The sequence below is a fragment of the Limnothrix redekei LRLZ20PSL1 genome (assembly GCF_043235035.1).
Lineage (GTDB): Bacteria > Cyanobacteriota > Cyanobacteriia > CACIAM-69d > CACIAM-69d > CACIAM-69d.
Map to the genome: position 1 here is coordinate 1 of NZ_JAZAQF010000089.1, position 21689 is coordinate 21689.

Sequence of the window (21689 nt, forward strand, 5' to 3'; positions counted from 1 at the left end):
GGATCTTCTCAGGACGCTATCGCAATCGTCGTCGCCGTTTTGGCTTGAGGCTTCATCTGCTGGCCGGGTTGCTCAACTACCAGGCAACACATCCAATTTGATTCGTGCAAGAGGTCTATTGATTGGGGGAGCTGATGTGGGTTTTGAAGAAAATGGTGCGATCGCTCGTGCAGCCGTTGTAGTTTTGAGCTTTCCTGGTTTGGAGCGAATCGAATTTGCGATCGCCCGAATTCCCACCCCTTTTCCCTATGTGCCGGGATTTTTATCCTTTCGAGAAGTGCCAGTGATTTTGCAAGCTTTTGATCAGCTTCAGCAAAAACCAGATCTGATTTTATGTGATGGTCAAGGCTATGCTCACCCGCGTCGGTTTGGGCTAGCTTGTCACTTGGGATTGTTGTTGAACCTGCCAACAATTGGTGTAGCAAAGTCCCACTTGATTGGAACCCACGAGCCGCTAGATTTGGCGAAAGGAAGTTGGCAACCTTTGATTGATCGCGAAGAAACCATTGGCGCAATTGTCCGATCGCGCCATAATTGTCGGCCGCTTTATGTTTCCTCGGGGCATCGAGTGAGTTTACCCACGGCGATCGAGTTAGTTTTGAATTGCACCCCGCGCTATCGACTGCCAGAAACCACCCGCTGGGCCGACGCGATCGCCTCTCAACGGGGGGCTTTCAAGGATCCTGAATCTGCTCAGGTCAACCCATAGCTAAGTAATCGTCAATCAACCCTGATTGAATCCTGACTGACTTAAGGCATTGCTGCTCTACTAATCTGTTCTACTAATCTGTTCTACTAATCTGTTGTTTTAGGCGCGTTTTTGCAGTGATGGCTTGGCGATAAATTCAAGGGGCTTGCTTAGCGCTTTTGAAATTCCTGAGTCTAAGCTTCAAACTAAATCTCAAACTAAATCTCAAACTAAATCTCAAACTAAATCTCAAACTAAACTTCAAACTAAATCTCGAATTTCAGTTCTCGTAAAGTTTGGCGAATTCGCTCCGCTTCCGGTGACTGCTGTTGATCATATAATTCAACGGCTGTCTTGAAGGCTTTCAGGCTTTCGGGCACATTGCCACCTTTCAAGAAAGCTGCGCCTAAATTTTGGTGAAATTCGGGCTTTGCCGGATCGAGTTCAATGGCTTTTTGATAATGCTCGATCGCTTCCAAAGTGCGGTTCATTGCTCGCAGGTTTGAACCCAAATTGTAATGGGCGATTGCAAAGTTGGGGTCAATGATCACTGCTTTGCGATAGCTCTCATAGGCAGCCTGTAGGTTTCCTTTTTGGCGGTAAAGATTGCCTAAATTGATCAAAGAACCTAATTTCAAAATTGGTAATACTGGTTGACGCAAAGCAGCACGATAATGGGCTTGGGCTAGGTCGAGATTCTGTTGCTGATTATAAAAAATTGCCAGATGATAGTGCAGCTCATATAAAACTTCGGACATTTTCTCTTGTTCTGCCCGCTTAAGACCAGTTTTTAAGAGCGCAATTCCCTGCTCAGGTTCTCCTAAATCGATGAGAAGGGCCCCCAACTTGCTACAGACATAGGGATCCTCTGGATTTGCTTTCCAAAAAGCTTCCATTGCAACCCTGGCCCGATCGGCCTTGGAAGCGCTGGCGATGCGATCGAGCCGATAACCATCATGATCAATGGCCGGCATCGAAAGAGACACAATTTTCCAGTGGGGTTCCTGTTGCAAAAGCCGTACCACACTGTCATCAATAATGGCGTGGTAGGGGCGATCAAACTGAATTTCAGGATGTCGCCGAAACAAACGCGAGACTAGAGAATAGGGAGATTGCACCGCGCCCAATTCTCGACGCACCAAATTCACCACCAAATGCTCTGGATAGCTAACTGCTTCGCGAATCGGTTCGATCGCTTCCGGCAGCAACCACTCATCCGCATCCAACACCAACACCCAATCACTCTCAATTTGTGCCAAAGCTGCATTTCGAGCGGCCGCAAAATCATTGCACCAATCAAAAAAAGCCACCCGCGCCCCATGCGATCGGGCCCGCTCAACGGTGTCATCGGTGGAGCCCGTATCTAACACTAAAATTTCATCCACACAGTCGCGCACACTGTTGAGGCAGCGATCGATCTGATGGGCTTCATTTTTGACAATGAGCGATAAACAGATACTCATGGCCGAAACACCGAGTGTAAATCTGAAGGATAGATAATGCCGTTAAAATAACGAGATGATCGTTTGATCTTCGTCAATCTGATTGCTGATCTGATGCGAATCTGATATTGATCGATTCCGGCTTGAACCAGATCTTAATCAGTCCTTAAATTGCAGCTCAAGCGCAATTCCCAATCACAACCTCCCGCTTTCATACTGGCTAAATCATCTCCTAAATTGTCTCATCCCATGCCCCAAGACGTTCCACTCGGCTCAGTCATTCAAGGTTCCCTTAGCGAAGGGCTGGAGGTGCGGCTCCATGCCGATGTTTCCGTGGAAGAGATGCGAGTGGGCAAATTTTTGGTGGTGCGGGGGCGGCGATCGCACTTTTTTTGCATGTTAACCGATGTGGCTTTGGGAACCTCCAGCCAACGAATTACGATCGATCCGCCCCATCCCGATGATGATTTTTTGCGCGATGTGCTGGCCGGCAGTGGCACTTTTGGGACGATCGAACTCGCTCCCATGTTGATGTTTGTGCCCCAAGCAGAGATGGACTGGGAAACCCTGCCCTTACCCGATCGCTTGGCTCCAGAACCTGCCCGATCGGCCCGCAAAAACGGCAAAGCCAAGGACAAAAACGGCAATCAAGCATCCAGTAATTTAGCCTCCTTTGCTGCTAACCGCGATGCCAATTTAGAATTGTTACCCGTGAAAACTATTCCTAGTCACTTTTCACAGGTCTATGAAGCGAGCGATCGGGACTTTCGGATCGTGTTTGGTTGGGAAGACGATCCCCAGCGACGCAATTTTGCGATTGGAATGCCGATCGATACTGATGTGCCCGTTTGCATCGACCTCGATCGGTTCGTGGAGCGCAGTAACGGCGTTTTTGGGAAATCAGGAACCGGGAAATCATTCCTCACCCGTCTGCTGTTGGCGGGCACAATTCGCAAGCAAGTGGCGGTGAACTTAATCTTTGATATGCATTCGGAATATGGCTGGGAAGCCATGCGTGAAGGCAAAGGAATCAACACCGTCAAAGGGTTGCGACAACTTTTCCCGGGGCAAGTGGAAATTTACACCCTGGACGCGGAATCCACCAAACGCCGAGGCGTGCGCGATGCCCGAGAACTTTACATCAGCTATGACCAAATTGATGTGGAAGATTTGATGCTGGTGAGTGCGGAACTGAATCTTTCCGAAGCCAGCGTTGAAAATGCAATTATTTTGCAAAATGAATTTGGCAAATCTTGGATTTCACGGCTTCTCAGCATGACCAATGAGGAAATTCAGGATTTTTGCGAAACCAAAATGGGCAGCAAATCTTCGATCATGGCGCTGCAACGAAAGTTGAATCGTCTTGATCAAATCAAATACATGAGAAATGCTGGCTCCGATTATATCAAGCAAATTTTGGACTCTCTGGAAGCTGGGAAACACGTCATTATCGAATTTGGTTCCCAATCAAACATGCTGGCTTATATGCTAGCCACCAATATTATTTCTCGTCGGATTCATGGCATTTATGTGCGCAAAGCCGAGCGCTTTTTGCAAACCAAGGATCCCAACGACAAGCCCCGCCAATTGATGATCACGATTGAGGAAGCACATCGATTCCTGGATCCCGCCACCGCCAAGCAAACTATTTTCGGCACGATCGCCCGTGAAATGCGGAAATATTTTGTCACCTTACTGGTAGTTGATCAGCGTCCCTCGGGAATTGATAACGAGGTTATGTCGCAAATTGGAACCAGAATTACGGCCTTGTTGAATGACGAAAAAGATATTGAAGCTATCTTTACCGGCGTGGCAGGGGGACAAAGCCTGCGATCGGTTTTGGCCAAGCTGGATTCCAAGCAACAGGCCCTAGTTTTGGGCCATGCCGTGCCCATGCCTGTAGTGGTTAGAACTCGTCCCTATGATGAGAAGTTCTATGCGGAAATTGGCGATACTTTTTGGGAAGAGCTGCCCGATGAAATCGCGATCGCGGAAGGGGACAAAGCCAAGGCTGATTTGGGATTTTAAAACGTGCTAATGAGATGTTGATGGGCTGTTGATGGGATGTGGGGTGTGAAGGATTGAGGTCACGGGACGGACGCTTGATCGGGCGATCGCCCGCAGGATCTTGAGCACCTGAAACTTGAGTGTCCAAACTCCCTACAACAGCCGTGATTTTTCCTCAATCCCCAAGCGACCAGTTATGGCAATGTCCATGGCTGCGGCTACGGCTATCAGGGGCGATCGCGCGGGCCCGCAAGGCTTAACAGTGGTGTGACAAAAACTTCGTATGACTGCCATGGCAATGTCGCACCCACTGGCTATACCTAGACCATGATGCTGATCCTCGGAAGCGGCTGAAGGGGTTCCCAAAAACCCAACCAAGTGCAGGGCGGGATACCAATCTTTTAGGTTCGGTTATTGCTCCCCAGTCTGTCGTACCCAATTCCAACTTTTGCGATCACTATGGAAAAAGAGTCGCGCTCAGAAACCTGAAAAAGCCTGATTCTTCATTCAAGTTTTTGGAGTGAATAACAGCGAAATTTCAGTGCTTCGGTATTTGTTCTGACCCTTAACATTGCCGATCGAGCTGAAATCTTGCTTCCGGGAGATTCACCAATGAACTTCAAGGAAACTGAATGCCCATGCCTCTCTTCGTGATGACACTCTAATCTTGCTTGAATGGCTGATTTCTAGTGCATTCTTGATTGGTTTTGAATTGATTTTGATGATTTCCGATTGATTTCCGGTTGATTTCTGGTTGATTTCTGAATTCTCAGTGATGACTGACTTTGGTTGCGTCTTTCGTGATTTTGCGAAATTGTCGCCTAATGGCTCGCCGTAACTCTGCTGGGAACTGTTGCCCAAGGTTAATTTAATGAACTTTTTGCAATCCAAGACCGTCTAATTCTTTGTCCCTTTGAGTGTTGCCATGTGGGTTTTGGCCGCTCTTGGTTTGTGGACTCTTGACCTTTGGATCTTCAGTGTAGATCCGAATTTGGAATTTGTGGGACTCGTTTCCCAGGGCGTTTTTTGAAACAGACTTGCTCATCAATGAACGCCGATAACGCTGACGAATAACGCCGACCCGCAAGCTCTTGTGCTCGCGTCTTTGTGATTGAAAATAGGATGCTGACCATGCCGACCGCTATGATTCGCCCCCAAACGCAGCGATCCAAGTCGCGAGAAGGTGACAGTGCCGATTTGGTTCGCGCCTATTTGCACGAAATTGGCCGAGTTCCGTTGCTGACTGATGAACAGGAAATTATTCTGGGCAAACAAGTGCAGCAAATGATGCGGCTCTTGGACATCCAGGAGAAGCTGATGGGCGAGCTGGATCGATCGCCCACGGAGCAGGAATGGGCCGCCGCCGCCCAGCTTTCGGTGGAAGATCTGCGCCAGCAGTTGCGGGTGGGCGATCGGGCAAAGAAAAAAATGATTGAAGCCAACTTGCGTCTTGTGGTTTCGATCGCCAAGAAATACCAAAAACGCAACCTAGAACTCTTAGACCTGATCCAAGAAGGCAGCTTGGGTTTGGAGCGTGGAGTAGAAAAGTTTGACCCCATGATGGGCTACAAATTTTCAACCTATGCCTACTGGTGGATTCGCCAAGCGATCACGCGGGCGATCGCCCAACAATCACGCGCCATTCGCCTGCCGATTCACATCACCGAAAAGCTGAATAAGGTGAAGCGGGTGCAGCGGGAGCTAACCCAAAAACTGGGTCGATCGCCCAAGCTCTCGGAAGTGGCGGCCGAGCTGGAATTGGAACCGGCCCAAGTGCGGGAATTCATGCTGATTTCGCGGCAGCCGGTTTCCCTGGAGTTGCGAGTGGGCGACAACCAAGACACGGAACTTCAGGACTTGCTGGAAGATGAAGGCGATCTGCCCGAAGATTACGCCAGCCGCGAGGCCCTGCGCTTGGATTTGCAAGCCCTGTTGGCGGAGCTGACTCCTCAACAGCGGGATGTGATTACCCTGCGTTTTGGCCTCGAAGATGGTCGGGAACTGTCTTTGGCGAAGGTGGGCGATCGACTCAACATCAGCCGTGAGCGGGTGCGTCAGTTGGAACACCAAGCCCTGAAGCAACTGCGCCGTCGCACCGATGTGCGGGAATATTTGGCGAGCTAACGGCCGCCTTAATCCGCCTGCAACAAACCGATTGCAATAAACCGATTGCAACCGACTAATTTCAACAAACGAATTGCAACAAAAAGCGGCGTTCCCGATCGGGTCGCCGCTTTCCAGTTCTAGTTGCGTCGTTTTAGTGCATCCGAGGAAACGGAAAATCTGTCGTGAGGCAAGCCGCGTCTCCCAAAACGCGATTGCATCAGGAATTCAATCTTCGCAGTGTGATATCCGGTCGGATTTGCTTCGACCTGATTGTAGCTGAAGATACGAAAAATTTTGTAACATTTTTTTGCAAAATCTGGCAAAGATTCTGTGAAGAATTTGCAAAATCTCAAAATACCTGCTGTATCCCTCGCGTTTCCCAAAGCACCGGTAACGGCGATGGCCCTTGAAAGATGACTCTCCAACTCTCCCGATCGCTCCTGGAGCAACTTTGTCAAGCAGCGGAAGCGGCTTTGCCCTATGAATGTTGCGGCCTGTTGCTGGGCCGGCAAGTGCGCACCCCAGTTGAATTACCGGTTGAATCACTGGTTGAATTACCGATTGAGTCACCGGTTGGCCCAAGGGATCCAGCCCCTGCAGGTTCCATGGGGGTGATCGAGGCGATCGAAGCGATCGTCCATGAGCTGTGGCCCGCCAATAACGATTGGGAACAGCTCACCGATGAACCCTTTCGCACCTTGGATCCGATCCCCGCTGGTGAAACCAGTCCCGAGCGCCGCTACGCAATCGCCCCGGCCACGATGTTGGCGGCCATGCGGGCCGGCCGTGCCCGTAACCTTGATATCATTGGGGTTTATCATTCACACCCGCAACATCCGGCCGTTCCATCCGAGTTCGATCGCGCCTGTGCTTGGCCTGACTACTCGTACCTGATCCTGTCGGTAAAAGGCGATCAAACCGTGGACTGGCAAAGCTGGCGACTCAATCTTGATCGCCAGTTTCAGCCCGAGCCGATCGTCCTTTGTGGATCCTGATTGTTGATCTCAACTGCCCCTGGCGCGCCCGGTTGCTTAGCCACTGCGATTCGTTGATTCCCCCAAGGTCGATCGCCCCTAAGGTGATGCCTGGATGGGAAACCCCTCACAGCGATCGAAGGCGCGATCGCCCCCCGCGATCGGGCATCGAACCCAAACCACCTCGCAACCTATGCTGAATATCGATACCAGCAACACACAACTCCTAAAAGAAGAGTACGAACGCTACTCTCGACACCTCATCCTGCCCGAAGTGGGACTGGAAGGCCAAAAGCGCCTGAAAGCCGCCAGCGTGCTCTGCATTGGCAGCGGCGGTTTGGGTTCGCCCCTGCTGCTCTACCTCGCTGCCGCCGGCATTGGCCGGATTGGCTTGGTGGACTTTGACGTGGTGGACTACTCCAACCTGCAACGCCAAGTCATCCACGGCACATCCTGGGTTGGCAAACCCAAAATCGAATCCGCCAAAAATCGGATCCTCGAAATTAACCCCTACTGCCAAGTGGATCTGTACGAGGCGCGGCTCAGTTCTGAAAACGCCCTCGACATCTTCCGCCCCTACGACATCGTGGTAGACGGAACGGACAACTTTCCCACCCGCTACCTGGTGAACGACGCTTGCGTTCTGCTCGACAAGCCTAACGTTTACGGTTCCATCTTCCGGTTTGAGGGCCAAGCCACCGTCTTTAACTACGAAGGCGGCCCCAACTACCGCGACCTCTATCCCGAACCCCCGCCGCCGGGCATGGTTCCCTCCTGCGCCGAAGGGGGTGTGTTGGGAATTTTGCCAGGGATCATTGGCGTAATCCAAGCCACGGAAACTGTCAAAATCATCTTGGGCAAGGGCACGACCCTGAATGGTCGTCTGTTGCTGTACAACGCCTTGGATATGAAGTTCCGGGAACTGAAGTTGCGACCCAACCCTGAACGCCCCGTCATTGAAAAGTTGATTGACTATCAACAATTCTGCGGATTACCGCCCGTGGGCCAAGCCGAAGAAAAGCCCGACGTGGCCGAAATGAGTGTCACGGACTTGAAATCGTTGATCGACAGCGGCGAAGACTTTCTGCTGTTGGATGTGCGCAACCCCAACGAGTTTGAAATCGGCCGCATTCCGGGATCGGTGTTGGTGCCGTTGCCGGACATCGAAAGCGGCAGCGGGGTTGGGAAGGTGAAAGACCTGCTCAAGGGCCGCAAGTTGGTGGTTCACTGCAAGATGGGCGGGCGATCAGCCAAGGCCCTCGGGATCCTGCAAAAGTCTGGCATTGACGGCATCAACGTCAAGGGCGGGATCAATGCTTGGAGCCAAGAGGTGGATCCTTCAGTTCCCCAATACTAGCTATCGATCCCAGCTCGCAATTCTCGCTCAAAATCCCACCTTCTCCAGTGCCCGGAACTAACCCCAGGCCCTGGAGGGCTTAATCGCTGATGGCGAATAATGCTAGAACGCTAGTCTGAGTTGTGCCAATCTGGTTGATGTAAGGCGGTGGTCAATCTCTATGAAGAGGGCCGCCGCTTTTGCGTGGCTCGGTTTCCTGAAAATCCTTGGTCAGAGGGCGATCGCCCGTTCCGGGACATGGGGTCGCCTAGACTTTTCAACCCCTTTGGATACAATGGAAATTGAACGGTTCAGTAAAAATTCCTAACCTCCATCGCTCGATTTGTCCATCGAGGGTGCGATCGTTCGGCGCTTTGGCCCTCCGGTCAGCATTGCCCAATCCCTTAACTTTCTTGGGCTAACTGGCTGTCCCTGCCTCAGTTCCGCTCGGTATTTCTGGTCGTCCAAATGCTCTGTCTCCAGTTGTGATGGCCCCCACAGTTCGCCAAGAAAAACATCAGTGGCGCAAGCTGAGTTTCCCTTCAACGCTGCATTTGTGCCCTGTTCTGGATTTGTTAGTGGAAGATGTCCCGGAGCCTTGGCGCTTTGAAGTGCGCCTTGGGTTACAGGAGGCTTTGGTCAATGCGGTGAAGCATGGTAATGGCCTTGACCCGGGAAAACGAGTGTGTGTTCACTTTTCTGCTCGCAGCCACCGCTACTGGTGGATGATTTCCGATCGGGGGGCAGGATTTAAGCCCCCTTGTTGTTGCCATGCGCCGCCGCTGCCGCCTGTGGCCATGGATGCGGATCTGGATGATGTGACCATGGATTTGGATGCGGTGGAAGATCTGCTGCCGGGTAACGAGGGGGAATGCGGCCGCGGTTTGTTCATCCTGCATCAAGTGTTCAATCGGGTGGAGTGGCAAGAAGGCGGCCGTGTGTTGCACCTGTACAAGGAAACGGATCCGATCCGGGTCTCGAAACGGCAGCGATTGGCCCAGGCGGCCCAAGGTTTGCGGGCCAGTTTGCGAGAACGCTATGTGGCGCTAGTGCGTTAGCGACCATGATCCGGGCAGGGCGGGGCGCTCACGGTGCGATCGAGCCATCCCGCCGCCTGCTGCAAATGCTCCAGGGCCATTTGGGGTTGGTCGCGCAACAGGGCCACCAAAGCCGCCGCCGCCTGTTCCCGGGCCCGGATCGATCGATTGCCCTTTTGTCGATGCCAATCCCCGTTGCCCAGCGCCAACCGAGACACGAGCACCTGTGCCAGTTCTAAATCGGTCAGCTCTTGACAGGATTTGGTTTCCAGAGGGCTGGTAATCGGCTGATGGGCAAAAAGGGAAGGTTTCATGGGTTGCTCGATCGCCCAATTGAAGCTGGGGTCAGGAAATCAAGGAATATTGCCTTCAGTGTGGCGACCTTTCCCAAAAAAATCAAATCCAATTGCTGATTCAAACCATCGGATCCAAACCATCAGCCCCAACCACTAGAGACAAGGGGCTTAGGGCCTGTCGTCAAATCGCCCAAAACCCTGACGATCTCATTCTCCCAACCGATTAGTCGTAGGGGCGGGGTCTCCCCGCCCAGTCCCCGCCCAGCCCCCGCGATCCTTGGGTGTTGCCAGGGGTGGACAGGGTTGTAGCGATCGCCCGGGTTAGGGTTGGGAGACCCAACCCCTACGGCGATGGAAATATGGAAAAGGCGATATCCCCTAAGCCCCTTGCCCCCTGATCGCGAAATGATCGGCAATTTCGAAGTGACGATCGGCTCAGGTTGCTGGTTGCGCAATTATGATTCCACGATCGTTAGTTCACCATCCCGAAAATGGCCGCGAAACTTCCCTTCAAACTGCACCAGGAAGGGAAAGTTGGCGCTGACGGGGCGGCCCTGGTGCTCAGTGACGATCGCAATGATTTCCCCTTCCTTGCCTTCCAAGTTGTAGGGTTTGCCCCGATGCTCCGGGTAGTGGTAGACCTCTACGGTGGTGCTGACACGCACGCGATCGCCGACTTTCATAACCTCTGACAGCTCGCTAATAAACTTGGGTGGTTGAGCACGATCTGGACTGCCCAGAACGCAGGATGACCTACGTGGCGTTCGGTTCCAGTCGCGATTTTGGTCGTGATTCTGGATTTTCCCACACAAACCGCAGCGGAAACGGGTGATTAAGAGATCAATAACTAGCCATCAAAAAATTCACTGGCTAGGGGCCGGGAACGGGTAGTTCTTCAGTGTTGGTGTTGGGCAAAGGTGTGCCCGACTGTGTGGGGCTGGTGGGCGAGGAGGGTGTGCTGCCGGAATCGGGGCGATCGCCCCCGGAGGGACGCAGGATGAGGGCCAGGGCGATCACCCCCAAAATGACCAGGGCGATCGCCCCCAAACCCATCCACTGGGGTTTGCTCAGACCCGAGTGCGATCGGCGGCGACGCTGGGAACGGGGAGGACGGCTGGTGGTTTGCAACAGGGCTTGGGACGCTTCGGACATTTCCGATTCCCAGGTGGCCGGAGCCAGGGCCACGGCTTCGGGGGCCGCAGTCCAGGGATCGGGAATGCCCACATTCAGGGGACTGAGACGACAAAGCAGGGCCACAGCGGTGGTGTTGTCGCTGCCATTGGTGGCGACGGCGGCGGCCACCCAGGCCTTGAGGGTCTCGTTGAGCGATCGTGTGCCGGTCACAATTCCCAATCCATATTCCCGCCAGGTTTGTTCCACCCAACCCTGATCGCTAAACCCATCGGAACAAAGCAACAGCAGCCCATCCTCATCCACAATCCAGCGCTGAACATGGGGGTGCAGATTGTCCGCTTCCTTCGCTCCCAGGGCCTGGGCGATCGCGCTGCCATTGGGTTGGTTTAGGGCTTCGCGATAGGAACGGAAACCGGTTTCTGCTTCGCGGCCCGCCAGGTCGTCATCCACCGTCAAGGGAATGCAGCCGCCCATGGAAATCCAATAGGCTCGACAGTCGCCCACGTGAGCAATGTAGAGATCGCGGGCAAGGGTGGTTTGTTCCACGAAGGGGGGCCGCAAGGGTTGGGGTAGGGCAATCGCCAGGGCGGTGGTGGTGGCCATCCGCTGGCGGGCTTCCCGGCCTTGGCTGTCGTTTTGGGTGGCAATCAGGTTGTTGGCCACCCGCAGCATGGCCCGAATCTGTTCCGTGGCGATCGGGGCTTCGATCGATTCACCGCTGGTAATCGCCTCGGAAATCAAAGCTTGGGCCTGCAATTGCAACGACTGCATGGCCATTTGGCTGGCCACTTCGCCCCGTTCGCGCCCGCCCAACCCATCGCAGACAATCGCCACGCCGGGATCGATCGCCCCCACGGGCGGCAAGGGCGAAAAGGTGTCGGGATAGCAGGTGTCCTCGTTGTTCGATCGCTGGCGGCCCGGATCCGTGAGGCCCGCTGCGATCACCGTCAAATCGTATTGAGCTTGGGTTTCTTGGATTAGGCGATCGAGCAGGGTGGCCGCTCCGGCCGCGTTCAACGCGCCTTGGCGAATTTGGGTACACCAATCCTGAAGCCGCACCCCCAGCAGGGCATCATTTTCCGTCGAGACCTGTGGCAACCAACCGGTCAGCCAAGCAAACCACAAATCCCCCAACCGCCGAAAATTCCCTTCCCGATCGGCCTCATCGGCCATCAACTCCCGTAGCCACAAACGCCCCCCCTGAATCCGCACGTTTTGCAACGAAAGCAGGCTAGCCGTCACCCCTTCCGCTGCCAGGGCGGGCCATAGGTCTAACAGTTGCCGTAACCAGTGGAGCCGCCGCAGATTCCGGGCCCCACCCCAAGCCTCATTAATGCTCGGGTAAGGTTGCCCCTGATCGTTCAGGGGAGCGTTTTCCAGCAGGATCGTATCGGGTGACTGATCACCCATTAAGCAAAGACCATAGAACTGAGGCACGTGGCGGGCCCAACGATGGAGCCGCAGATAGGGCAGGGCCCGATCGGGCAGTTGGGGCGGCACATCGGGCGATCGGGCCGGTTCCGTCTCCAGCCACACGGACGGTGCTTGCACGTAATAGCGCCCGGCCACCATGCTGCCCACCGGAATTGCTGCCGCCACTTCTCCCACGGCCCACAGGTAGCGATAGAGCAGCGGTGTTTGGCACTCGCTACAGCGCTCCCGCCCGATCGCATTGCGAGGTTGGGCACAACTTGGATTTACGCAGTAGATGGGCGGCTCAAGTCCGTTCATGGCTGGCAAGCACAGTAGCGGATACCGCTCGATTGTATCCCTGGAATCTTCCGGATCCCGCCGATCCACGGATCCCATTGTTGAATCCAGTGCATTCAAGTGCATTCAACTGGATGACTCCATCGATTCAACAGTGTTCACCGTTCACCGGAAACGAATCAACGGGGCCCATCAACAGGACAGCCCAAAACCCGAAAGCTAGAATGGCCTCAGACCGGTCGGCTCTTGCCACCCCTCCCTTCTGAACAGCCGGTTCCTATGTCCTTAACCACCCTTTGGATCCTGCTCGGTGCAGGGTTGTGTTTAGCAGAACTGTTTGTGCCCACGGCCTTTGTGGCGGCGGTGATGGGAGTCAGTGCGCTGGTGGTGGCTCTGGTGTCGGTGGTGTTGCCCAGTGCGCCCCTGCAAGTGGGGCTGTGGTTGGGGTTGTCGGTGGTGATGATTCGGGCGGCCCAGCAATGGCTCGATCGCCCTGCTCCGAAGCAACATTGGGACGCGATCGAGGGGCAAACCCTCACCGCGATCGCCCCCGGCCAACCCGGCCGCGTCCTCTATGAAGGACAATCCTGGGCCGCCCGTTGCCAAGACACCAGCCAGGCGATCGCCCCACAAACCCCTGTGTATATCGTTGGCCGCCAGGGGACAACTCTGTGGGTGCTACCGATCGAGCATTGGCCAGACAACCTAGAACCAGAGGCATAATGAGCACTTTCCTGATCCTTGCCCTCGCCCTGGGCGGCACAGCCCTCTCGGGCATCAAAATCATCAACCAGGGTGATGAAGCCTTGGTGGAGCAGTTGGGAAAATACAAGGGAAAACGCCTGGAACCGGGCATTAACTACGTGATTCCCGTGTTGGAGCGTGTGGCCTATCGGCAAACCTTGCGGGAACGGGTGCTTGATATTCCGCCCCAGCAATGCATCACCAGGGACAATGTGAGCATCACGGCTGATGCCGTGGTCTATTGGCGAATTGTGGATCTTGAGAAGTCTTTCTATAGGGTTGAAAATCTGCAAATGGCCATGACGAATTTGGTGCTAACCCAGATTCGATCGGAAATGGGCAAATTGGAACTGGATGAAACCTTCACCGCCCGGGAACGGGTTAACGAAGTTTTGCTTCAGGATTTGGACATCGCCACGGATCCTTGGGGCGTGAAGGTGACCCGGGTGGAACTACGCGACATCATTCCCTCCAAGGCCGTGCAGGAATCGATGGAGTTGCAAATGTCCGCCGAACGGCGCAAACGGGCAGCCATTCTCACTTCGGAAGGGGAGCGAGAATCGGCGGTGAATTCCGCCCGCGGCCAAGCGGAGGCCCAAGTGCTGGAGGCGGAAGCTCGGCAGAAGGCGGCCATTTTGGCAGCGGAGGCGGAACGTCAGGCGATCGTGCTGAAGGCTCGGGCTGACCAAGAGCGGCAGGTGCTGCAAGCCCAGGCCACGGCGCAGGCACTGAAAATTGTGGCCCAGTCGCTTCAGCAAGATCCCAAGGCAGCGGAGGCCCTGCAATTTTTGATGGCCCAGAGCTATTTGGCGACGGGCCAGGCGATCGGTACCAGCAACAGCAGCAAGGTGATGTTCATGGATCCGCGCAATATTTTGTCCACCCTCGAAAGTCTGAAGACGTTGACGGGCGATCAAGCATAGGGGGCGATCGGGCAGCGGCTCCAATGCGCGATCGAGCCAATCCCTCAGTTCCTACCGTTCATCAACTGCTCAACAACTGGCGTTAGTGGTCTCAGGCGCTTGGGCAATCTTCCGGCCCTGCGCTTAAATGGGGGCGGGACTTGCGGCGCTCGGCCTTGGATTGATCGGAATGGATCGGGATCGGTCAGGATCAAATCGGAACTTGATGGATTCTGGGTTTGGATCTGGATTTGGATCGAGTCGATCGAGCCGCTGCGACCATTTCCTAATCAGCTTCCCCGGGACTCAGCGAGGCATTGACCCAATCATGAAGTACGGAATCGACATTGGCCACAACGCCCCTCCCGACACTGGGGCACGCGGCATCCGGTTTGAAGACGAGCTGACCACGGCCGTTGGCACAAGGGTAATCAACAAGCTGCGAGCCTTGGGGCACACGGTGGTGAATTGCACCCCCCGTAGCGCCTCCAGTGTCACTAACTCCCTTTGGCAGCGCTGTAATGTGGCAAATCTCAACCGGGTTGATGCGTTTGTGTCGATTCACTTCAACTCCTTCAACACAGTGGTGAGTGGTACGGAAGTTTTTGCGGCCAGCGCCGCAGGCGAACGGTTAGCGGCTCCCGTGCTGCGCGAAATTGTGGCCCTGGGATTCAACAGCCGTGGGGTCAAAAATGGCGCGCATTTATATGTGATTCGCAACACGTCTGCACCGGCCATCTTGGTGGAATGCTGTTTTTGCGATTCTCGTCGGGATATGGATTTGTTTGATCCCGAAAAGATGGCTAACGCGATCGTGAAGGGGTTGACGGGACAATTGCCCAAGCCCGAACCAACGCCAACCCCGGTGCAGTCCAGTGCCCAGGTGTTGGAATTGCAGCGCACCTTGAACCGGCTCCGAATTTTGGATCGCAACAACCAGCGCCTAGCCGAAGATGGTTTCATTGGCCCGTCCACCACATCGGCCACCCAGCGGCTGCAGGCGATTTTGGGTTTGGTGACGGATGGGGTGGCGGGCGATCGCACCTGGGTGAACATTCGGCAAATTTTGGCCAAGCCGATTTTGCGGCCCAACCAAAGTTCTGGCCCCGCTGTGCGTTACTTGCAATTTCGAGTGGGCGTGGCGATCGATGGCATCTATGGCCCCGGAACCCTGGAGGCGGTGCGCCGTTTCCAAACCCAAAACCGCCTGACGGTGGATGGCATTGTGGGGCCACAAGTTTGGGCTGCTCTGATTGGCTAGCGGAATTTAGCTAGCGGAATTTGGCTTGAGGAATCTCGATCGCCTGTTCATTCGCTCATTGGCCCCAAATTCCATCACCCAAAACTGCACAGAAAACATAAAAGAGCCGATCAATTGCCCATGAATGGCAACTGATCGGCCTGGCTAAGGGCTTGGGTTTCCCAACCTTTGCTCGGTTATTGAGCAGTCGCCGAGACTGAATCCCAGCATTCAAGCCCGAAACTTCAAAGTTGCAACGTCAAGGCCGGCCGCTGAATCGAGGGCCCGCTTGGGGTCTGTCGTCATTGCCTGAAATCAGGTGAAAACGGCTGATTCACCATACTCCAATCGCCGTAACAAGGGGCTTAAGCCCCTTGCTCTCCACGATTTGCTAACAGTGGAATTAGGGTTTCAGGCGATCTGCCCCCGATGCCGTAACAAGGAGCTTGATCCCCTTGTCTCCCACGATTTGCTAACGGTGGAATTAGGGCTTCAGGAGATTTGACGGCAAGCCCTCGACTCTGGTGGAAAGCTCTTGGCGTGAAGCTCTTGGCGCGATTTAAACCTTGGTGCGATCGGTCAAAATTTCAAAGCCATCCTCTGTCACCAGCACCGTATGTTCCCACTGGGCTGACCAGGAGCGATCGACCGTTACGGCCGTCCACTTATCACTCAAAATTTTGGTTTTCTTGGAACCCGCATTCAAAATCGGCTCGATCGCCAGGGTCATCCCCGCCCGCAACCGCACATTCGGCAGCTCGCGGGTTCGGAAATTAAACACCGCCGGTTCTTCGTGCAGGTTACGCCCCACGCCGTGGCCGGTAAAATCTTCCACCACTGAGTAGCCATTGGCCTTCACCACATCCTCGATCGCTCCGGCAATGTCCAGTAGCGTTCCACCGGGTTTCACCTGATGAATTCCGGCAAACAAGGCTTCTTCAGCAACTCGTGCCAGGCGATCGGCCTCCGGAGAGACCTGTCCCACCCGCACCGTCACACAGGAATCCCCATGGAACCCGTTGAAGTAGGCCCCCGTGTCTACCTTCACAAGGTCACCACTTTGGAGCGTCTTTTTCGAGTTGGGAATTCCGTGCACTACTTCATTATTAACGGAGGCGCAAATAGAAGCCGGGAACCCGTGATAGCCCTTGAAACTGGGCACCGCTCCCAGTTCACGAATTCGCTTTTCCGCATGGCGATCGAGGTCAGCCGTGGTCATGCCCGGTTCCGCCAACTCCAGAATCTCCTTCAGCACCGTTGCCACGATCGCCGAAGCCTGCCGCATGATCTCGATCTCGCGCTTTGATTTAATTTCAATACCCCGGCGATTTTTTTGAATGCGCGGGCCCGTTTGCGAGTCAGAGGGTTTGGACTTGGGCAGCAGGTCAGCAAAAACGTTCATGGTGTTAGCAGGTGGTGTTAGCGATCGGAGCGACAGTGGGGAAGGCAATGTCCCTCTAGAGCTTATCAAAAAACTTTACAAGCCTGGGGGACTCTGGCTGGGGCTGGGTAACAGCCAGGTGCTTGCCCAACCGCAAGCCACGATCGCCCGCCAAAAGCCCTAGGAGGGTCAAGGCTCCTTACTGAATCAGAATTTCGCCGGTCATGCCCGCTGCTTGGTGGCCAGGCACGGTGCAGCGAAGGGTATATTTGCCCGATCGTACCGGCACAAACACCCAATCGGCCACCGTGTTGGGGCGCAATTCCAACTCATGAATCGCTCCCTTGACTTCCACGTTGCCCGCATCGACCTTCTGCGACCAAATGGCATCGGCAAAATCTTTGGCCGTGAAATAGTGTTTGGTGGGGCTGTTGTTGCTCAGGTGCAGTTTGTAGCGCTTGCCGGCCTCGAAGGTCAATTGGTTCGGCACAAAGCGTAATTCTCCAGAAGTGGTTCCCAGCTCCACTGCCACTTCCACGGGGGTTTGCTGACTTAAGGCCACGGCCGGAACTGCCCAAGCCGGCGAGCACCCAATTCCCGTCAGCCACAGCCCAGCAATCAGCAATGGCATCAGGATCGATATCGATCGCCCGATCGCTCGTTTGGCTGCTTTGAACCCCAGTTGCGTCTTAGCAAGTAAGGTTGCCATTGTTGGCGCGTTGGAATCGATCGAAAAAAATGTCAATTTCTGTAAGTCCTGAATTTTCATGCTTCTAAGTTCCCGATTCTCGAAAAAGTGATTCAATCCAACTGGGTTACCCCGTCATTTTCTTGATCTTTGATTAATCAACAAATCAAGAACTCGCTCAATAATTGAAAAACAGTCAAAAACACTTTTCAAAATAAGACAAAAAGCCCGAACCTCGATTTTGGTAATTGATTGGATCGCTTACCCCACTGCCCTAATCGTCCTAAATCTAGTGTAGGGCGGGTTGATGGCTTTACAAATGGTGAATCACTGGACAGGGGCGTGGTTACTGACTAAAAAACAAGATTGGAAACCGCGTACGAGATCGATATTGGTGGATCGATCTGGCCAGGGTAAGGCATACTCAAAGTGACCCTTGACCATGCCACTTCTCCCGAACAGCCGCCCTGTGCTCTGAACAGTCTGCAAGAGCACAGCGTTTGTTGTCTAATTCCTGATGTAATGGAGGAGATCTGCATGATTGGCGGTAATCGACGGACTGTTGCGCTCATTGCCCTGGATGATGCTGATGCTGCCAAAAGCGACTGGTAAGCTCTCGCTATCGCCCTGGTTCGACTGCGATCGACTCAATTTGGGTGCAGCCCGATTTCCTCTCCCTGGACTCTCGCGTTTTGACCCCTTGGCCCTATGAGCGATATTCCCCCCATCCTCCAAGACCTCGCACGGGAGTTAGAGCGCGACCCAGAAATTGTTCGCATTAAAAAACTGCTGCTGTTGGCTTGCACGGGGCACTGGGAAGGCGATAACCAGAAAATTGCCCTGCTTGATACGGGGCGGTTGCTGCAACGGCTGCAATCCTTGTCGCCCACAATGAATCATCTAACGACTCGGTTAAACCGGGCAGCAGCTCACCTGAATAAGCCTCAGGTTTATGGGGTGATTGCCAGTCGCATTAGCCAGCGGTTGGGGAATCTTTGTCATGATCCGGACGGGGAAGCCACCCTCACCAGCACGGAACCGCGTTTGCCGGTGGAGTCTGGAGACGAGCGGACGGTGCTGTCTTTCCAAGGCCCCAGCCAAAGTGCAGAACCGGCGATTGTGGCTCGGGATCCGTCCCAGGACACCATGACCAATCGGCCGGTGGTGAATTTGGCGGCCTACGATTGGTTTGCGGTGCGATTTGAATTATTGCGGGCCACAAACCCGTTGCGGGTGAAGATTCTCAGCTTTTTCACGCTGGATCCCCAAACCAGTTTCAATGCCTATACTTGGGCTTCTATTAAGTCGGAATTGCTCGATCGCCTGTTGTATCGGCTCTGCGAAGCTTGTCCAACCCTGGATGATTTGGAAGAACGCTTGCAAAGCACGGTGAATCGTTTCCCGGAAGTGGAAGAATATGCCCAGGCTGCGGAGTCAATGATTCGCGTGCTCGATCGAGCCATCTATTCAGCGGATCCGGAACCGAAACCCCTGGCCCAAGAATCCTTTGGCGCGACGGGACGTTTTCCGGGCTTTGAGATGTTTGGCGAGGCGGCGGAAAAAACGCAACTTAGCTCTGGCTTACCCATGGAAGCTGAGGATGAGGATGATGAGACAGAGCGATCGATGTTTGCGATCGAAAATGTCTTTACCCGATCGCATCCCTAGGCACACTGAGGCTGACCTGAGCGATCGCCCTTGGCCCGGCTCCGTGCGCGGCCTGCAAAATTCCCTGTCTTCTTTCCTGGAAGCCCAACAGACCCATGGACGCACAAGCCATCTTGCAACGCTACAAAGCAGGTGAGACCAACTTCAGTGGCCTCAACCTGAGCGGCTGCAAACTGATTCGCGCGGATCTCGTGGGTGTGAATTTCACCGGAGCCGACCTCAGCCACGCCAATTTGATTTTGTCTTACCTCAATCGGGCGGTGCTGCGAGGAGCCAACCTAACCCACATCAAACTGAGTGGGGCCAACCTCGATCGCGCCAACCTGAGTGCGGCAAACTTGCGGGATGCGGACTTGCACGGAGCCCGACTAGAAGCGGCCGACCTGCGCAATGTGAACCTTTCCCTGTCGATTTTGACCGATGCCAACCTGGTGGAGGCGGATTTGCGCAACGCCAACCTCAGCGGCATCAATGCCCGAGGGGCCTGCTTGCGGGGGGCCAATCTGCGCGAAGAAAAGCGGGTCTATCAAGGGGCCAACCTCCGGGGAGCCGATTTGAGCTTTGCAGACCTACAAGGGGCGGATTTGTCTGGGGCGGATCTGACCCGTGCGAATTTGACGGGGGCCAATTTGCGAGAAACCGTCCTGCGCGGGGTGAACCTGATGGAAGCCAACCTGAGCGGAGCCATTTTGTGTAATGCGGCCCTCAGCGACAGCAACTTGGAGCGGGCCACGCTGCTGCAGGCAAATCTCACGAGTGTGCGGGCGGAACGAACCATTTTCAATGAATGCAATCTCAACGGCAGTGTTTGTCAGATGGCGCTGTTTGCGGATGCCAAATTTGCCCACGCCAAGATGTTGCAGTCTGATTTTTCCTATGCGCGCTTAACTCGGGCTGATTTGCGCCGGGCGGATATGACCCGATCGAACCTGTCCCAGGCGGATTTGGTGGACTCGTTCTTGACGCGCACCAATTTGCGAGATGCCAACATGACCAAGGTGCTGTTAAATCGGGCGGAAATGAGCAGTGCAAATCTCAACGGCGCAAACTTGACTAACGCCACCATGCCCGACGGCCAAATTTATTATCAAAATTACTAAACTCTCTCAACCGACGACAGGCCCTAGGCCACCTGAGCCAGGGCCGATCGCAGCGCGTCCAAATAGCCCCCCACGTTGTAAGTGTTTAGGCGATAGCTCACCGGGTGGGCAATGAGTCGGGCTGTGCTTTCAAACAGCACCTCAATTTCCACCAAGCCGTTCTCCTTGAGGGTGCGCCCCGTGGCCACCAAGTCCACGATCGCCTCAGACATGCCCGTGATGGGCCCCAATTCCACTGAGCCGTAAAGGGGCACAATCTCCACCGGTAAATCCAACGACTGGAAATATTCGCGGGCACAGCGCACAAACTTGGAAGCAATACGGCTATGGGCCGGCAGATCGATCGCTCGCTGATAGGGCCCATCTGCCTGGACTGCCACCGACATGCGACAGCCTCCAAAGCCCAAATCCAGCACGTTGGCGACGTTGGGCGCTTTTTCCCGCAGCACGTCGTAGCCCACAATGCCCAACTGCGCTTGGCCGCATTCCACATAAACCGGCACATCGCCATTGCGCACCAGCATGGCCCGCGCCGTGCCGGTGGGGTCGGTCACTTGCAGTTGGCGGTTGCTTTTGTCGAGTAGGACACTGAAGTCTAGGCCCGCAGCGGCTAGCAATTGCACGCTATCGGCCAGAAGGGAGCCTTTGGGAATGGCGATGGTCAGCACAGGGCGATCGGGGGGTGGGATGGGGCAAGGTTTCGCCCGCCTATTGTATAGATCTATTTCCCGCGTGGCGCATCTTTTGTTTGGGTGTTTGTGTTTGTTTGGGTGTTTATTTGGGTGTTCGTGTCCTTTGGGCTTCATTGCGGCCCAAGCTGGCGCTAACGTCGCTGACTTGATCGACCGCTGGGCAACAGGGGAAACAGACCCGCCACCACCACGCCCGCCCCAAAGCCCGTTGCCAACAGGAAACCAAAGGGCATTTGCACGGTGCGAGATCCAAACCACTGCATGGAAACAAGGGTGGCGTTTTGGACGGAAATGAGAGCGATTCCGATCGTTCCCGTAGCCACAATCAGAGCGATCGCCAGATTGGCTAGTTTGCCCATTTTTTACCTGATTTTTGACCTATTGTTTTGACTGAATTCGGTATTTGCCATCGAGTGATTAGAGCTAATTTATAAAGAGAAGCTAAAGCCGACTTGGCAGCTCTAAATCCGGTTTTAGGCTAGACCTACCCGAAGCATCACCCAGCTCATGAGTCGTCTCCCGGTCATTGCCAATCCTACCCGCA

22 protein-coding genes and 1 pseudogene are annotated in these 21689 nt (G+C 54.5%); 13 read left to right on the top strand and 10 right to left on the bottom strand.

Annotated elements, in window-relative coordinates; genetic code table 11:
• Both VPK24_RS17210 and nfi read left to right on the top strand, forming a co-directional pair.
• Positions 1-101, top strand: a pseudogene (locus tag VPK24_RS17210) (IS5/IS1182 family transposase); the annotation flags it as partial.
• On the top strand, positions 98-709 hold the full coding sequence (nfi, locus tag VPK24_RS17215; RefSeq protein ID WP_393015226.1) for a deoxyribonuclease V: 612 nt from the start codon (positions 98-100) through the stop codon (positions 707-709). The pseudogene VPK24_RS17210 and the gene nfi, both read left to right, overlap by 4 nt.
• Before the next feature lie 245 nt (positions 710-954).
• Here the strand turns inward: nfi and VPK24_RS17220 are convergent, their stop codons facing one another.
• Positions 955-2151 carry a tetratricopeptide repeat protein gene (locus VPK24_RS17220; RefSeq protein WP_393015228.1) on the bottom strand — a complete coding sequence of 399 codons (1197 nt, stop codon included), beginning with the start codon at positions 2149-2151 and terminating at the stop codon, positions 955-957.
• 228 nt (positions 2152-2379) lie between these two features.
• Between VPK24_RS17220 and VPK24_RS17225 the strand changes: the two genes are divergently transcribed.
• A complete protein-coding gene (locus VPK24_RS17225) occupies positions 2380-4158 on the top strand; it encodes a helicase HerA domain-containing protein (RefSeq protein WP_393015229.1) in 1779 nt (592 codons plus the stop codon).
• A gap of 132 nt (positions 4159-4290) precedes the next feature.
• On the opposite strand, the gene VPK24_RS17230 is transcribed toward VPK24_RS17225, so the two are convergent.
• On the bottom strand, positions 4291-4431 hold the full coding sequence (locus VPK24_RS17230) for a hypothetical protein (RefSeq protein WP_393015231.1): 141 nt from the start codon (positions 4429-4431) through the stop codon (positions 4291-4293).
• An 837-nt stretch (positions 4432-5268) separates the two neighbouring features.
• On the opposite strand from VPK24_RS17230, the gene VPK24_RS17235 reads away from it, so the two are divergent.
• From VPK24_RS17235 to VPK24_RS17250, 4 genes are all read left to right on the top strand, one after another.
• Positions 5269-6261, top strand: coding sequence for an RNA polymerase sigma factor, RpoD/SigA family (locus VPK24_RS17235; RefSeq protein WP_099533740.1), 993 nt, complete (start codon positions 5269-5271; stop codon positions 6259-6261).
• A 395-nt stretch (positions 6262-6656) separates the two neighbouring features.
• Positions 6657-7238, top strand: coding sequence for a M67 family metallopeptidase (locus VPK24_RS17240; protein WP_393015233.1), 582 nt, complete (start codon positions 6657-6659; stop codon positions 7236-7238).
• 172 nt (positions 7239-7410) lie between these two features.
• A complete protein-coding gene (gene moeB / locus VPK24_RS17245; protein ID WP_099533643.1) occupies positions 7411-8574 on the top strand; it encodes a molybdopterin-synthase adenylyltransferase MoeB in 1164 nt (387 codons plus the stop codon).
• Positions 8575-9041: 467 nt separating this feature from the next.
• Complete coding sequence (locus VPK24_RS17250; RefSeq protein WP_393015235.1) at positions 9042-9611, top strand: ATP-binding protein; 570 nt, start codon at positions 9042-9044, stop codon at positions 9609-9611.
• Here the strand turns inward: VPK24_RS17250 and VPK24_RS17255 are convergent.
• The 3 genes from VPK24_RS17255 to VPK24_RS17265 form a co-directional block, all read right to left on the bottom strand.
• Complete coding sequence (locus tag VPK24_RS17255; protein WP_393015237.1) at positions 9608-9904, bottom strand: DUF6439 family protein; 297 nt, start codon at positions 9902-9904, stop codon at positions 9608-9610. The genes VPK24_RS17250 and VPK24_RS17255 overlap by 4 nt on opposite strands.
• A 437-nt stretch (positions 9905-10341) precedes the next feature.
• Positions 10342-10569 carry a ferredoxin-thioredoxin reductase variable chain gene (locus VPK24_RS17260; RefSeq protein ID WP_099535277.1) on the bottom strand — a complete coding sequence of 76 codons (228 nt, stop codon included), beginning with the start codon at positions 10567-10569 and terminating at the stop codon, positions 10342-10344.
• A 187-nt stretch (positions 10570-10756) separates the two neighbouring features.
• Complete coding sequence (locus VPK24_RS17265; RefSeq protein WP_393015239.1) at positions 10757-12751, bottom strand: PP2C family protein-serine/threonine phosphatase; 1995 nt, start codon at positions 12749-12751, stop codon at positions 10757-10759.
• Between the two features lie 258 nt (positions 12752-13009).
• Between VPK24_RS17265 and VPK24_RS17270 the strand changes: the two genes are divergently transcribed.
• The 3 genes from VPK24_RS17270 (at position 13010) to VPK24_RS17280 (ending at position 15637) form a co-directional block, all read left to right on the top strand.
• Positions 13010-13453, top strand: coding sequence for an NfeD family protein (locus tag VPK24_RS17270; RefSeq protein ID WP_393015241.1), 444 nt, complete (start codon positions 13010-13012; stop codon positions 13451-13453).
• A complete protein-coding gene (locus tag VPK24_RS17275) occupies positions 13453-14397 on the top strand; it encodes an SPFH domain-containing protein (protein WP_393015243.1) in 945 nt (314 codons plus the stop codon). Before VPK24_RS17270 ends, VPK24_RS17275 begins: the two co-directional genes overlap by 1 nt.
• A gap of 307 nt (positions 14398-14704) precedes the next feature.
• A complete protein-coding gene (locus VPK24_RS17280) occupies positions 14705-15637 on the top strand; it encodes an N-acetylmuramoyl-L-alanine amidase (RefSeq protein WP_393015244.1) in 933 nt (310 codons plus the stop codon).
• Between the two features lie 538 nt (positions 15638-16175).
• Here the strand turns inward: VPK24_RS17280 and map are convergent.
• Positions 16176-17018 (bottom strand): type I methionyl aminopeptidase, encoded by an 843-nt coding sequence (gene map / locus VPK24_RS17285; RefSeq protein ID WP_393015246.1) that lies wholly within the window; start codon positions 17016-17018, stop codon positions 16176-16178.
• On the opposite strand from map, the gene VPK24_RS17290 reads away from it, so the two are divergent.
• Positions 17017-17181: a hypothetical protein gene (locus VPK24_RS17290; protein ID WP_393015247.1), complete on the top strand. Its 165-nt coding sequence runs from the start codon at positions 17017-17019 to the stop codon at positions 17179-17181. The genes map and VPK24_RS17290 overlap by 2 nt on opposite strands.
• A 15-nt stretch (positions 17182-17196) precedes the next feature.
• Here the strand turns inward: VPK24_RS17290 and VPK24_RS17295 are convergent, their stop codons facing one another.
• Positions 17197-17628 (bottom strand): plastocyanin/azurin family copper-binding protein, encoded by a 432-nt coding sequence (locus VPK24_RS17295; protein WP_393015254.1) that lies wholly within the window; start codon positions 17626-17628, stop codon positions 17197-17199.
• Positions 17629-18393: 765 nt separating this feature from the next.
• Between VPK24_RS17295 and VPK24_RS17300 the strand changes: the two genes are divergently transcribed.
• The gene (locus VPK24_RS17300; protein WP_393015249.1) at positions 18394-19353 is read left to right on the top strand and encodes a hypothetical protein; all 960 of its coding nucleotides are present in this window, start codon (positions 18394-18396) and stop codon (positions 19351-19353) included.
• On the opposite strand, the gene VPK24_RS17305 is transcribed toward VPK24_RS17300, so the two are convergent.
• Positions 19334-19465 carry a hypothetical protein gene (locus VPK24_RS17305; protein ID WP_393015251.1) on the bottom strand — a complete coding sequence of 44 codons (132 nt, stop codon included), beginning with the start codon at positions 19463-19465 and terminating at the stop codon, positions 19334-19336. The two genes, VPK24_RS17300 and VPK24_RS17305, sit on opposite strands and share 20 nt — an antisense overlap.
• Here VPK24_RS17305 and VPK24_RS17310 point away from each other — a divergent pair.
• Entirely contained in the window at positions 19449-20453 is a 1005-nt protein-coding gene (locus VPK24_RS17310) for a pentapeptide repeat-containing protein (protein WP_099535257.1), read from the top strand. The two genes, VPK24_RS17305 and VPK24_RS17310, sit on opposite strands and share 17 nt — an antisense overlap.
• 23 nt (positions 20454-20476) lie before the next feature.
• On the opposite strand, the gene hisG is transcribed toward VPK24_RS17310, so the two are convergent.
• A complete protein-coding gene (gene hisG, locus VPK24_RS17315; RefSeq protein ID WP_099535255.1) occupies positions 20477-21121 on the bottom strand; it encodes an ATP phosphoribosyltransferase in 645 nt (214 codons plus the stop codon).
• Positions 21122-21276: 155 nt separating this feature from the next.
• Positions 21277-21504: a DUF1049 domain-containing protein gene (locus tag VPK24_RS17320; RefSeq protein ID WP_099535253.1), complete on the bottom strand. Its 228-nt coding sequence runs from the start codon at positions 21502-21504 to the stop codon at positions 21277-21279.
• Positions 21505-21689: the final 185 nt, after the last annotated feature.